The sequence below is a fragment of the Acinetobacter sp. AM genome, assembly GCF_003105055.1.
In the GTDB taxonomy this organism is placed as follows: Bacteria; Pseudomonadota; Gammaproteobacteria; order Pseudomonadales; family Moraxellaceae; genus Acinetobacter; species Acinetobacter tibetensis.
This window is the reverse complement of the sequence record NZ_QETG01000008.1, coordinates 110,248-123,311: the sequence shown is the minus strand read 5'-3', so window position 1 is coordinate 123,311 and position 13,064 is coordinate 110,248. Positions and strand designations below refer to the sequence as shown.

General features: G+C 41.5%; 13 protein-coding genes. 7 read left to right on the top strand and 6 right to left on the bottom strand.

The features are described 5' to 3' along the window. Nucleotides 1-127 precede the first annotated feature (127 nt). From DCO44_RS06375 to DCO44_RS06350, 6 genes are all read left to right on the top strand, one after another. Nucleotides 128-2,809 carry a TonB-dependent receptor gene (locus DCO44_RS06375; RefSeq protein WP_213066312.1) on the top strand — a complete coding sequence of 894 codons (2,682 nt, stop codon included), beginning with the start codon at nt 128-130 and terminating at the stop codon, nt 2,807-2,809. A 163-nt stretch (nt 2,810-2,972) separates the two neighbouring features. Next, nucleotides 2,973-3,683, top strand: coding sequence for an energy transducer TonB (locus DCO44_RS06370; protein WP_116760165.1), 711 nt, complete (start codon nt 2,973-2,975; stop codon nt 3,681-3,683). Nucleotides 3,684-3,711: 28 nt separating this feature from the next. Then, complete coding sequence (locus DCO44_RS06365) at nt 3,712-4,581, top strand: MotA/TolQ/ExbB proton channel family protein (RefSeq protein WP_116760163.1); 870 nt, start codon at nt 3,712-3,714, stop codon at nt 4,579-4,581. 15 nt (nt 4,582-4,596) lie between these two features. Next, the gene (locus DCO44_RS06360) at nt 4,597-5,022 is read left to right on the top strand and encodes an ExbD/TolR family protein (RefSeq protein ID WP_044739323.1); all 426 of its coding nucleotides are present in this window, start codon (nt 4,597-4,599) and stop codon (nt 5,020-5,022) included. Nucleotides 5,023-5,043: 21 nt separating this feature from the next. Next, nucleotides 5,044-5,466 (top strand): ExbD/TolR family protein, encoded by a 423-nt coding sequence (locus DCO44_RS06355; RefSeq protein WP_116760161.1) that lies wholly within the window; start codon nt 5,044-5,046, stop codon nt 5,464-5,466. A 265-nt stretch (nt 5,467-5,731) separates the two neighbouring features. After that, nucleotides 5,732-6,856 carry a hypothetical protein gene (locus DCO44_RS06350; RefSeq protein WP_116760159.1) on the top strand — a complete coding sequence of 375 codons (1,125 nt, stop codon included), beginning with the start codon at nt 5,732-5,734 and terminating at the stop codon, nt 6,854-6,856. Between the two features lie 71 nt (nt 6,857-6,927). Here DCO44_RS06350 and bioD read toward each other — a convergent pair whose 3' ends face one another. The 5 genes from bioD to DCO44_RS06325 form a co-directional block, all read right to left on the bottom strand. After that, nucleotides 6,928-7,569 carry a dethiobiotin synthase gene (gene bioD / locus DCO44_RS06345; protein ID WP_116760157.1) on the bottom strand — a complete coding sequence of 214 codons (642 nt, stop codon included), beginning with the start codon at nt 7,567-7,569 and terminating at the stop codon, nt 6,928-6,930. After that, the gene (bioC, locus tag DCO44_RS06340; RefSeq protein ID WP_116760171.1) at nt 7,566-8,345 is read right to left on the bottom strand and encodes a malonyl-ACP O-methyltransferase BioC; all 780 of its coding nucleotides are present in this window, start codon (nt 8,343-8,345) and stop codon (nt 7,566-7,568) included. Before bioC ends, bioD begins: the two co-directional genes overlap by 4 nt. Nucleotides 8,346-8,354: 9 nt before the next feature. Next, a complete protein-coding gene (locus DCO44_RS06335; RefSeq protein WP_116760155.1) occupies nt 8,355-9,512 on the bottom strand; it encodes an 8-amino-7-oxononanoate synthase in 1,158 nt (385 codons plus the stop codon). Beyond that, nucleotides 9,509-10,792 (bottom strand): adenosylmethionine--8-amino-7-oxononanoate transaminase, encoded by a 1,284-nt coding sequence (gene bioA / locus DCO44_RS06330; RefSeq protein WP_116760153.1) that lies wholly within the window; start codon nt 10,790-10,792, stop codon nt 9,509-9,511. The genes DCO44_RS06335 and bioA overlap by 4 nt, the downstream gene beginning before the upstream one ends. 105 nt (nt 10,793-10,897) lie before the next feature. Further along, nucleotides 10,898-11,611, bottom strand: coding sequence for an alpha/beta fold hydrolase (locus DCO44_RS06325; RefSeq protein ID WP_116760151.1), 714 nt, complete (start codon nt 11,609-11,611; stop codon nt 10,898-10,900). Between the two features lie 281 nt (nt 11,612-11,892). Here DCO44_RS06325 and DCO44_RS06320 point away from each other — a divergent pair, with 281 nt between their 5' ends. Further along, on the top strand, nt 11,893-12,432 hold the full coding sequence (locus DCO44_RS06320; protein ID WP_228157520.1) for a peroxiredoxin: 540 nt from the start codon (nt 11,893-11,895) through the stop codon (nt 12,430-12,432). Between the two features lie 69 nt (nt 12,433-12,501). On the opposite strand, the gene ftn is transcribed toward DCO44_RS06320, so the two are convergent. Next, the gene (gene ftn / locus DCO44_RS06315) at nt 12,502-12,966 is read right to left on the bottom strand and encodes a heteropolymeric bacterioferritin subunit Ftn (RefSeq protein ID WP_116760145.1); all 465 of its coding nucleotides are present in this window, start codon (nt 12,964-12,966) and stop codon (nt 12,502-12,504) included. Nucleotides 12,967-13,064 lie beyond the last annotated feature (98 nt).

The following is a 13,064-nucleotide window of genomic DNA, read 5'->3' as shown; positions in this document are numbered from 1 at the left end:
AATTTTATAAAATAATTAAATTTCAAATATTTATATTTTAAGTATCTTTTAAAAAACAACTTGGCATCTGAATTGCTTAAACCTAGCCAGCAATCTCGCTAAATACAAAAAAAGGATTACTTTTACGATGATAAAGAACAAAAATGCTAAGGTGACGGTCAAGCCGTCAGTTAGCAAAGCAATTCTTAAATTAAGTACGCTCAGTTTAAGTATGATGTGTTTGTCTTTAGCTCATGCTGAAGATACAGAAAACACAGAAAGACAAGAACAACCCGTAAAAGTTGCCAAAGTCACAGTAACGGGATCTTCAATTAAAGGGGTGGCTGCGCAAAGTACCTCCCCCATTACAATTATTAAAGGCGAAGACTTAACCAATCAGGGGATTACCACCGTCGAAGAAGCATTGACCAAGGTCAGTGCCAACCAAGCAGGCTTTTCGACCTCACAGAACGTGGGTGCAAGTAATACCGAAGGTGCATCTGCCAACCTTCGTGCCTTAGGAACCGATAAAACCCTCGTTCTACTGAATGGACGCCGTCTGGCCTATAGTGCATTTAGCACCTCCACCACCAACCTAAATATCATTCCATTGGCAATGATTGAGCGTATTGAAATTCTGCGTGATGGTGCTTCTGCCGTGTATGGTGCCGATGCCATTGCAGGGGTCATTAACTTAATTACCAAAAAAAGCTACGAGGGATTCAGCATCAGTGGTGGCTTTCTTCAACCTGAGCAGTCAGGCGGAGATAAACAAGATGTCCAAATTTTTGGTGGCTACGGCGATTTAGATGAACAAGGTTTTAACGTCTTTGGTGTGGTCGATTACCGTCGTTCTAATGACATTATGGCAAAAGACCGTAAGGTCAGTCAGCGCGGTGGTGTAATACCTGAACTCGGTATTGATGCCAGTTCAGCCAATGGTTTCCCTGCCAATTTTTATGATCCAACCACAGGAACATTGGGCAATCCTTATGGCGATAGCAACTGTAATAACACCCCTAATGTCGTGGCAGATGGCGGACTGTGCTATCTGAATACGCAAGCGCTGATTGGCATTGCGCCTGAAACAGAAACTATTTCGGCAATGGGTCGCGGTACTTTCAAACTCAGTGACACCTTCAATGCAATTGGTGAATATATCTATTCTCATAACGAAGTCACTACTTCCATTGCACCCGATGTCTACAGTCGCTCAGTAACTCTCCCTGAGACCAGTCCTTATTATCCTGGTAAAGGAATTACACCGTCTGTAGATGGTTTAAGCGGTGTTCCACTACAACTATATTTACGTTCACAAGCGGGCAATCGTGTTTCTCAATCGGTAAATGAGTCGCACCGTGCCTTTGTCGGCATTGAAGGTGAAGCCTATGGCTGGGACATTAACGGTGGCGTGACCTATGCCAAAAGTGAAGCGACCGACAGTTTTGTCAGTGGTTATTTAAACCGTAGCAAATTACAAGCCGCTTTAGATAATGGTTCAATCAATCCCTTTGGTACCAGTCCAGACTCAAGTTTATGGAATTCTTTTTCGGTCACAGGTGAATCGAATGTTGCTTCTTTAGATTCCACTACAGTGGACCTAACAGTGAGTCGACCTATTTATACCCTACCCGCAGGTGACATTGGTTTAGCACTCGGTGGCAGTTTCAGTAAACAAGAATGGGAAGCTAAGGTTAATTCAGACATTGTGAGTCAAGTCCCGAGTAGCGGTACAGACCCGAATAAACCCCTCAGCCAAGGTGACCGTGATATTACCGCCTTCTTTGGTGAATTACATATTCCAATCACCAAAACTTTAGAGGCTCAACTGGCAGCACGTTACGATGATTATAGTGACTTTGGCGATACCTTTAACCCCAAAATTGCTTTCCGTTGGGAACCACTCAAACAACTGATGTTCCGTACCTCCTACAGTACAGGTTTCCGCGCACCAAGCTTATATGACATCAATGCACCGCAAAGCGAAACCTACACTGGGGCAAGATATAACGACCCTGTGCTTTGTCCAGGGGGTAAAGCGACTTCTACACAATACCAAACCGAATGTAATGTGCAGTTCAAACGTATGCAAGGTGGTTCACCCGATTTACAACCAGAAGAATCCACCTCATATACTGCGGGTTTTGTGCTCGAACCCATCAAGAATTTAGTGTTCACAGCCGATTACTACAATATTGAAATTGATGGTCTTATCGACACCATTAGTGATGCCATGATTTTTGAAAATCCGACCAAATATGCAGACCGTTTTGTCCGTGATAATGAAGGTCGGATTAAATACGTCAACACCACACTGGTGAATATGGGTGGGATTAAAACCGAAGGGATTGACCTGACCCTGAACTATTTGACTCCAATGACCGCAACAGGTCGTTTTGGTTTCGGCATCGATGGCACCTATATCATCAAATATGACAAACAAGAAGAAGCTGGCGGTGCTTGGGAAGGCAAAGTCGGAACTTATGATGACCCTGCAATTCTTCGCTGGAAACACGTTGCCAACATTAACTGGAGTTATGAAAACTGGAAGATGATGTTTGAGCAAGAATTCTACCGTGGCTACGATGACCAAAATGCCATTGGCGATGATGCTTATGACCATCACAAAGTCAGTGACTACACCCTCTATAACGTTTCAGGCACCTATAAAGGCTTTAAAAATCTAGAGCTGACTGCGGGCATTAAAAACCTATTTGATGCTGAGCCTGCCGCATCGAATGTGATAGACAACTTTCAATACGGTTATGACCCACGCTATAGCGACCCAACTGGACGTGCTTACTATCTGCGAGGGACTTACAAGTTCTAATTGGCGTTCTGTCCATCCTGTCTTGAAATCCTCCAGTGAGACAGTATGGGCAAAACATTTAATCCTTCATTTAGTCAAACAACAAATACCGTCAATCCGTCCATCTTTCATAAGCAATGATGCGTGAACGATTTATTGTTTGTCTCAAATTTCAGGAGTAACCATGGGCACAAGTTTCACAGCATTAGAGAACAATTCAGCCAAACGCCTGATTGGTATTGGGGCAGTCATTTTTCTGCATCTTATTATTTTCTATGCCCTTATGGCGGGTTTGTCCAAAACCATACATAAGCCCGAAGAACCAACCGTGGAATTGATGATTATTCAAGATAAACCACCTGAACCTGAAAAGCCGAAACCCAAAGAGATTCCGCCAGAACCCCCAAAAATGGTTAAAGAAGTCGTAAAAAACCCTGTACCCGAGAAGCCCGTGGAAAAAGTCGAACGTGTGCAAAAAACAGCGCCAGTTAGCCCAACTCAGCCTGTAAAAGCTGTCACACCGACACCTACTGCAGCGCCTTCACCAAGTCCAGTGCCTGTCCCTACACCTGTTGCGGCAGCAGCAACGCCAGCTCCTGCACCTAAACCTGCGGGTGTAACTCGCGGAGCATCGCAAGGTGAAGGAGGCTGTAAACATCCAGAAATGCCGCGTGAAGCACAAATGAATGGTGAATTTGGTGCAGTGACCATTTCGGTACTGGTCGGTACGGATGGAAAAGCCAAACAAGTCAAAGTGAAAAAATCCAGCGGTGTGAAGAGTTTAGATAAAGCAGCCTCTAAAGCTTATAGCTTATGTACCTTTAATCCCGCATTAAAAAATGGTGAACCGCAAGAAACTTGGTTTGAAATACCTTATGAATTTGCACTGGACTAACAAATTAAACAAAAATTGGAGCATATAGATGAATAAAATGATCAATCCTGTAAAAAAAATCGCCACTGTTGGCTTACTTGCAGCAAGTAGCCTTCTCCCGATTCATCCTGCATTTGCTGAAGATACTGCCCCTGCAACGACTACAGCAGTAACTCCGAGTAACACCACCACTGCACCGCAACCACCGGCCAAATCAGAAGCCCCTGCATACAACCCTTATGGCTTAGAAGCCATGTGGAAAGAAGGTGACATGGTCGCTAAAACCACGCTATTTATTTTAGTCATGATGTCGATTGGCACGTGGTACATCATGATTACCAAACTGCTGCAACAATCAAAAATCAAAGGACAAGGTCGTAAAGCCGATGCTGAATTCTGGGATGCCAGTACACTCGAAAGTGCAACAGATAGCTTAGACAAAGACAGTGTTTTCCGTTTTATTGCGGAAAAAGGTATTCACTCGACCAAAAACCACGAAGGAACTTTACTAGAACGTATCGACTTTAATACGTGGGTAACCATTTCCATTCAACGCGCCATCGACAAAATTCAAAGTCATTTAAGTGGTGGACTGGCATTTCTGGCAACCGTTGGCTCAACTGCACCATTTGTGGGTCTGTTTGGGACGGTTTGGGGAATTTATCACGCACTCACCGCCATTGGCATGTCGGGTCAAGCATCGATTGATAAAGTTGCAGGTCCTGTTGGTGAGGCTCTGATTATGACGGCGATTGGTCTGGCCGTCGCAGTGCCAGCGGTGCTCGGCTACAACTGGTTAACCCGTCGCAATAAAGCCGTAATGGAAAATGTCCGTACTTTTGGCTCTGATTTACACACAGTCTTACTCAGTGGCGAAATCAGCAGCAATCCAAATCATAAAAAAGTTGTGAATAAATAAAAGAGGACATCAACCATGGGCATGATGGTCAGTTCAGATGACAGTGAAGATGATGTAATCGGAACCATTAATACAACCCCGCTGGTGGATATTATGCTGGTTCTGCTGATTATTTTTCTCATTACGGTGCCTGTTGCCATTCATACAGTACCCGTAAAATTACCTGAAGAGAAAAATACACCGTATGCCAATAAACCTGAAAATATTCAACTTGCAGTCAATAAAAATGGGGATGTTTTCTGGAATGAAAAATATATCGGAGACAAAGCTACACTGATGACACGCCTACAAGCTGAGGCGCAAAAACGTCCACAGCCCGAAGTGCATATTCGTGGTGATCAACAGACTCACTTTGATGCGATTGATCAAGTGATTAATGCAACCAAACAAGCTGGGATTGGTAAAATTGCGTTTGTGACCACTCCCCCAGCTTCACCGTAATTGGGTCAGAAGGAGCAAGTTATGGGTATGAATGTTGGCTCAAATGATGACGATGATGTCCTACTCGATGTCAACATGACACCGTTAATTGATGTCATGTTGGTGTTGATTATTATGTTTATTATCACCATCCCAATTCCAAATAATGCCATCAATATTAATTTGCCGAATGGTGCTCCGCCACCACAAAGCAATGAAAAACCACCTGAAATCATCAATCTCAAATTAGATGCACAAGGAAAAATCTTTTGGAATGGTCAGCCTGTAGAGAATCAACAGGCTTTAGAAAACTTATTTATGACGGTGTCAAAAAAGTCCGAACAAGACCAAATTAAATTACAGCCTGACCGTATGACCGAATACAAACAAGTCGCAATGGTCATGGCGATGGCACAACGTCTAAATATCACCAAAATTGGAATTGAGAGTAACGCTTCGCTTTAATCTTGTCGAAAAAAATCCGCATTTCATTTTCTATAAAATGCGGTTTTTTTGTTTGTAAAATCGACTTCATCACTTATCAATTAGCCATAAAAATCCAGTATGAAAACACTCGGCATTCAAATGCTCGGATTAACATCAATGATTCAATTTTTATGTACTCACATGGAAGAATAAAAATTATTCACCATACAAACCATTCTGTATATAATTCGCCTCTAACTTTAAAACTTAATAATTCAATAATTTAAAACCTAGAGTCACACAAATGAAAAAACTTACAACTTTAGCACTCTCTATATCTATTACAGTTTTAAGTGGATGTGGAGGGGGATCTGGTGATTCCACTTCCTCGACAACCCCATCCACTTCAAATTCAGGTTCTGGAGAATCGACCACGTTAACATGTGATCGAGGAATTCTTTTAAATTCCCAAATTACTGGAACTACTATTTTTGATGAGCCTTTATATGTTATCGACTATGACTATAAAGTTGAGGAGCCTGTATCCCCACAAACTGGCTACAATGTAACTGACCAATTGTATAGCGATGAAATTAAACTCAAGGGGCAAATGTTATATATCAACTACAAGCCACTTTATAATATCAGTTTAGAAGAACTCGAAAATAATATGATGGATATCACCACCAATCATAATATCTTAAATTCATTCGGTCTATTTACGCAAAAATCTTTTAACAAGCAGAACGAGGGTTGGCCTTTAGGTTATCTTTCCTCATCTAAAGGGTTGAATATTTCAACTTCACAATTTAATGACACATGTAATTTTAATGCAGGAAAATTAAATTATGACTTTGAAAAATTTGATCTTTCAGGGAAAAAAATAGCAGATATTTTGCCTAGCAATATCTCAACAGACTACCCAAAAGTTCTAGATTATATTTTCGTTAGCGATCAAGTCGGTGGCATCCTCAAAAGTAATGCCGATGCGTTTAAAAGCCTCTTAAGTAGTAATGCCACGTTCCCTGCGGGTTCATTTGTATATGTGCCCAAAACCGTCATTTACGATGAAAACCAGTTTTATTTTTGGAATGATAATATTTCCGAAGCCAAAAGCTTAATGGAATGGGTACAGACAAATTATCCACAAAGTAGTCAGCAATATAAAATCAACAAAGTGTTTAATCTGAACGTTGCTTATACGGTAGATGCTAATGGTAATGCTATTTATACTGGCGGAGATCCTGCCATTGAAAAAGATGGCAAAATTTATGATGGTGAATGGGAAATGAAAGGTGACATCATCTCGCCAAATTACGGGGAAAACATTGGGACTTGGGTCAATTATGAATCCAAAGGTAGCTATGCCTTATTTAATAAAGCTGGTCATGACTTTATTACCCAACAAATTCTGGCTTATTATCACTAAACGAATAGGCTAAATGCTTAGTACTATTACAAGGTTTCATCAAACTCGATGAAACCTTGTTTTTTAAATGGTCACAGTACTGGAATATCAATCCATAACGCATCAGGGAAATGCTTGGCTAAATAAGCTTTCAGATATTCAGAAGTATCTTTGGAAATTAGCGGATCTTGCGATTCATCATTTAAGTTATAAGCCAAAGCATATAAAGATAAACCTCGTGCTTTTAAGGCTTCTAAGCTGAGTAAAGTGTGGTTAATACTGCCCAAACGCCCAGAACTGACCAAAATCACAGGAAACTTTTTCTGTTCCAGATAATCAATGGTCAGGAACTCTGTGGTGAGCGGCACCATTAAACCGCCTGCACCTTCCAGTAACACCACTTCAAATTTTTCTGCCAATTGCTGTGTTGCCGCTTCAATTTTAGCAAAATCAATGTCACGACCATCCAGTTTGGTGGCTAAGTGTGGTGAAGCAGGATAGGTAAAAATTTCTGGCATGGTCAGTTTACTTTCATCTTCTGGCAACCAACCTGTACCCATGATTTCACGGTGCTGCTGAATATCTTCAGACACATCCACATTGCCCGTTTGAATCAGTTTTTGGGTAATGACATGCTGACCTTGCGCATTCCATAACTTCGCCAGATATCCTGTGGTATAGGTCTTGCCAATGCCTGTATCAATTCCACTGACAAAATAGATGTCTGCCGTCATGTTGTTCTCCGTGCAATACAATAAATCGGGTGATAGCTGAGTGCATACTGTGCTTGCCCTTGCTGATCCATCTCCGAAAACTGCTGATAATCTTGATAAAACTGTTGTAACGTTTTCTTGGTCCAACGATGTGAAATATTGGTCGCAGTGACACCCGTGGCTTTTAAATGCTGTAACACCTGCTTGGGATGGGTAAAGTACAGCGTGGTCAGTTGTTCACTGAGGTGTAAAACCTCGAACCCCGATTGAATTAACGCTCGCTCAAGTTCAGGCATGCTGTGATATTCCAGCCCCTGCCCCGTTAAGGTTTTAATTTCTTTTAAATTCTGCTGTCCAAAAATGGAAAAACAGAAAAAACCTTGTTGCACCAAAGCATGTGCGACTTTGCTAAAAATTGCCTGTAAATCTGTCATCCACTGCAATGCAGAACTGGAAGTCACCACGTTTAATTGTGTTGGAAACTCAAGTTGTTCAATGTCCCCAATTCGCCATTCAATTTGTTGCAGTTGCGGAAAATGGCGTGCAACCTCAGCATATAGATCATTCAGAATCAAGCGATCCATTTGCAAATTTTGCAATAAAAGGTGACTCAAATTTCCAGAACCACAGCCAATTTCAAAGACCCGTGCCTGATGACGAGTCGGCAAATGATCGAGCATCAATTGCATTAAATGTTGGCAAATTTGTTTTTGCACAATGGCATGTTCAGTATAGCTTTGTCCCGCTTGTGCAAAACGCTGAGCAACACGAGATTTATCTATTTGAGATGGATTCAACACTAAAACTCATAACAAAACGACAAACTGATCCAGTTCATCTTGCTGAAATTGGGTATTTAAACAAATACGTAAACGCGAACTTTGTACAGGAACCGTCGGTGGACGAACAGGCATAATATAAAAGCCTGCTTGCTGTAACTGCGCAGCCGTATCAACCGTTTTTTGCGACTCACCAATAATCACTGGCACAATATGACTGGTCGATGGACAAGCATAGCCTTTTGCCTGTATCGCTTGTTGTAAATAACTGCTTAATTGTTGTAAATGCTGACGGCTGGCATTCATACCCAATATTTTTTGGAAAATGAAGTTGGTCCATGCCATACACATCGGCGGTTGTGCGGTACTAAAAATTAAAGAACGCATTCGATTAATCAGAAATTCACGGATAATCGGATGGCAAATTAAGTAGCCACCGACTGAGGCCATCGCCTTACCAAATGTCCCTACCAAGAAGTCAATCTGCTCAATCACTTGATATTGTTCGGCACAACCTAAACCTTGTTCACCACGCACACCAATCGCATGTGCTTCATCCACATACAGCATGACTTTGGCAAATTGGGACTTAATACGAGCTAATTCTGCCAAATCAGTTTCATCGCCATCCATACTAAAAATGGATTCAGTCACCACAATAATGCGCTCAAAAGCCTCATCATCATGATATTTCTGCAACAATTGCGACAGGTGCTGTAAGTCATTATGGCGATAACGGACATACTTGGCAGAGGAAAGACGAATCCCGTCAATCATACTGGCATGCACTAACTTATCTGCAAGAATAAGCGTCTTGGCATCACTGACCGCAGGTAAAATTCCAATATTCATGTGGTAACCACTGTTAAATAACAGCGCAGCACGTCCAGCAAAAGCCTGACTTAAACTGGCTTCGAGCTGTTCATATTCAGGAAAATTCCCTGTCAATAAACGCGAAGATGATGAGCTCATCAGACGATGCGCATTCGGAGTCTCATCAAAAAACTGTTCGCGTAAGCTCAGATCTGAAGCCAAGCCCAAATAGTCATTTGAAGCTAAATTCAACATACGGCATTGCTGAATTTCAATCCATTTTCCCTGCTGGATGTTAGAGGTGAATTGACGTAAATTGCCCTGCTGTTTTAGCTCATCCAACTGTGCAGCATAATGGTCTAACAAATTCATGCGGCTTCCTCTTGCATATGGCGAACCACATCTACCAGTTCAGTCAATAAAGTATCCAACTGCGTTTCAGAAATGACATACGGCGGCATGACATAAACCAACTTACCAAATGGACGAATCCAAATGCCACGTTTTACAAATTCTTGTTGTAGCGTTTTCATATCAACATTAAAGTTCAGTTCAACCACACCAATTGCCCCCAACACACGCACATCCTGCACATAATCGAGTTGTGCTAATGGTGCAAGATGTTGCTGCAATTGGTTGCCAATGCGCTGGATGGTACTTTGCCAGTCTTGAGACACTAAGAGTTGCGTGCTGCGTAATGCCACTGCACAAGCCAGTGGATTGGCCATAAAGGTAGGTCCATGCATAAACACGCCCGCTTCACCTTTAGAGATGGTTTCAGCCACATGCTTCGAAGTTAAGGTTGCAGACAGCGTCATATAACCACCTGTTAAGCCTTTGCCTATACACATAATATCGGGTTCAACTTGTGCATGCTCCCAAGCAAAGAGTTTGCCTGTACGCCCAAAACCTGTTGCGATTTCATCAAAAATGAGCAGGATATTATATTTTTCACAAAGCAGTTTGGCTTGGCGCAAATACTCAGGATGGTAGAAACGCATGCCACCTGCACCCTGCACAATCGGCTCAAGAATCAAACCTGCAATACTGTGATGATGCTGTTCCAAGGTTTGTGCAAGTTCAGCAATATCAGTAGGATCCCATGCCTGATCAAAACTGACTTGTGGTGCAGGAACAAAAATTCGATTTGGCAAGCTGCTGCCAAAAATCTGATGCATGCCTGTCACAGGATCACACACCGACATCGCATTCCACGTATCCCCATGATAGCCAGAACGTGGCGTGACAAAATTGGTCTTTTCGATATTGCCTTGCGAAGTCCAATATTGCACTGCCATTTTTAGCGCGACTTCGACTGCAACAGAACCTGAATCGGCATAGAAAATTTTGTCTAAACTGGGTGGTGTAATCTCTAATAACAGTTTACCCAGTTCAATCGCAGGATCATGGGTAAAACCGCCAAACATAATATGCGACATATTTTGCAACTGATCGGTCACCGCCTGATTCAAATCTGGGTGGTTATAACCATGAATCGCACACCACCATGACGACATACCATCAATCAGTTGGCGTCCATCATCCAGTTCAATTACTGCCCCATAAGCTTTCTTTACTTTGAAAGTTGGCAGCGGATTGGTCATAGAGGTATAAGGATGCCAGATATGTTCAAGGTCAAATAAATCAGTCATCCATAACTCCTGTGGTGTCGTATTTTTTGCAATGTGGGCTATCTTAAACCTGCAAGTTTCTAAAAAACATTGCGAGAATGGTCATTCCTAGACAGCCTGAAGTGGTTACTTCAGAAAATCTTCAATAATTTGCATAGTTTGTTCAACTTGGAAGCAAGGAAAACCATGCGAAGCATGTTCAATACTTACAACTTTTACATTTTCTGCAAGTAATTGCTGCATATTTTGAATAATTTCGCGAGGAACCAGAGCATCTTGCTCGGCAAACACATGCAATTGCTGCCCTGTATAATGCGCCAAAGTTTTGGCTAAATTCAACTGCTCTAATAACACTAAACCTTGTTCTAATAGTGAAATTGGTTGTGGCCTAATCAGTTTTTGCATTTGAACAAAATCTTTCTTGGCAGAATCTGCACCTTGGCACACCAAAAACCCAAAGCGCTTGAGCGTTGCCACAGCATCTTGTTGAAAGGACAGTTTAAATTGCTCAAATGTTTCTTGTGGCATAGCAGTTGACCAAGTCGCTTGCGCTACAAAGCAAGGATTTGATGCCAAGTTAATCAAGATTTTCCGTTCCGCATATTGTTGTTCAAGCTGTTGTACCAACAATGTGGCAAGTTGACCACCTAAAGACCAGCCCATAATCACATCAAAGCGATGTGCCAGTTCGACATGGTGTTGCAGAATATCTGCATCCAAGGCATTAAAAATATTGATTAGCTCAACGACATATCCCTGTTGTTGTAGCTTATGTTGTAAAGGCTCTAACAGTTGTGTACCACCACCCCAACCCGTAATCAGTAAAATACTTGCGTTCAACGTTTTGCTCTAAAAATAAAACTTTGCACAGCAGTATAACTGCTTTTATTTTGCGACTGAGCTGCATTTCCTATCATTCTCAAACTGTAAAGTCACACTGTTTCACCTGATAAAGAAATCCCACATATGGTTCAGGTTTTAATCCACGCACCAATCACCACACGTAGCCATTCTAGAATTTTGTTGTACGGGTGACAGCAATAGTTTGCTAAGATAAAGTTTCCTTAGCAGCGAAAAATTAGAAGAAAATGACTTTGAATCAATTGCTCCGTGTTAGCTTAATGGGTATGACCTGTAGTTTCGGGACTTATCATTTAACTCATGCCGAAACTTCGATTTTTTCTTCTTCTTCCTCAAGCCAAAAACAATGGGTTGGACAGACAGCGCCTAGCTTTAAATTACAAGATCAAAATGGCAAATGGCACGAATCCAAACAATATCGTGGTCAGTGGATGGTCTTGTATTTTTATCCCAAAGATGACTCCCCTGGCTGCACTCAAGAAGCCAACCAGTTTAAAGCGCTGTATCCAAAATTCTTAAAAGCAAATGCTGTGGTCTTGGGCGTCAGCCTAGACGATGTTAAATCTCATCAAAAATTTTCCAGCAAATTGGGACTACCTTTTCCAATTTTGGCCGATCAAAAACAACAACTTGCAGGTCAGTTCGGCATAGTCCGTAATTTTGGTGTAGCTCAAATTGCCAAGCGTGAAACTTTCTTGATTGATCCTAAGGGTACTATTGTCTATCACTACAGCAGTGTGAACACGCAAACCCATGCCAATCAGGTGCTCACAGACATTCAAAAGTTCTCAAAAAAGTAGAAAAAATTTCAGCATAAAAAAAGGTTTTCAAACTTGGGTTTGAAAACCTTTTTTTATGACCAACAACGTTTACATTTGCGACTGAATATAGTTTTGTAAGCCAATCAATTCAATTAAGCGAATTTGCTTTTCTAACCAGTAAGTATGATCTTCTTCAGTATCTGACATTTGCTGACGTAACATATCACGCGTGACATAATCACCTTTTTCTTCCGCCAGTTTCACGCCTTGCGCCAATTTCTCACGTACATGATATTCAAGTGCCAAGTCTGCCTTTAAACAGGTCACGACATCTTGTCCCACATCAATATCATCACGGTGCATATTCGGTGTACCTTCTAGGAAAAGTACACGACGAATCAAGGCATCTGCATGTGCTGCTTCTTCTTGCATTTCATGATCAATACGTTCAAAGATTTTACTTAAACCCCAATCTTCATACATACGTGAATGAATAAGATATTGATCGCGAGCTGCAAGTTCCCCACCAATCAACATATTTAAATAGTCTACTACTTCTGGATTGCCGCGCATCTCGTTATACCCCTACCTTTTTCAAATATTATGGCGACATTTGAAAAGGATTGCAAAAGTTAAATTTTGTAAGTTTATGATTTTTATAAAATTAAAAT

Coding starts and splice junctions, on each gene's coding strand:
- DCO44_RS06375 (WP_213066312.1), top strand. CDS start 128: ATGATAAAGAACAAAAATGCTAAGGTGACGGTCAAGCCGTCAGTTAGC.
- DCO44_RS06370 (WP_116760165.1), top strand. CDS start 2,973: ATGGGCACAAGTTTCACAGCATTAGAGAACAATTCAGCCAAACGCCTG.
- DCO44_RS06365 (WP_116760163.1), top strand. CDS start 3,712: ATGAATAAAATGATCAATCCTGTAAAAAAAATCGCCACTGTTGGCTTA.
- DCO44_RS06360 (WP_044739323.1), top strand. CDS start 4,597: ATGGGCATGATGGTCAGTTCAGATGACAGTGAAGATGATGTAATCGGA.
- DCO44_RS06355 (WP_116760161.1), top strand. CDS start 5,044: ATGGGTATGAATGTTGGCTCAAATGATGACGATGATGTCCTACTCGAT.
- DCO44_RS06350 (WP_116760159.1), top strand. CDS start 5,732: ATGAAAAAACTTACAACTTTAGCACTCTCTATATCTATTACAGTTTTA.
- bioD (WP_116760157.1), bottom strand. CDS start 7,569: ATGACGGCAGACATCTATTTTGTCAGTGGAATTGATACAGGCATTGGC.
- DCO44_RS06335 (WP_116760155.1), bottom strand. CDS start 9,512: ATGAATTTGTTAGACCATTATGCTGCACAGTTGGATGAGCTAAAACAG.
- bioA (WP_116760153.1), bottom strand. CDS start 10,792: ATGACTGATTTATTTGACCTTGAACATATCTGGCATCCTTATACCTCT.
- DCO44_RS06320 (WP_228157520.1), top strand. CDS start 11,893: ATGGGTATGACCTGTAGTTTCGGGACTTATCATTTAACTCATGCCGAA.
- ftn (WP_116760145.1), bottom strand. CDS start 12,966: ATGCGCGGCAATCCAGAAGTAGTAGACTATTTAAATATGTTGATTGGT.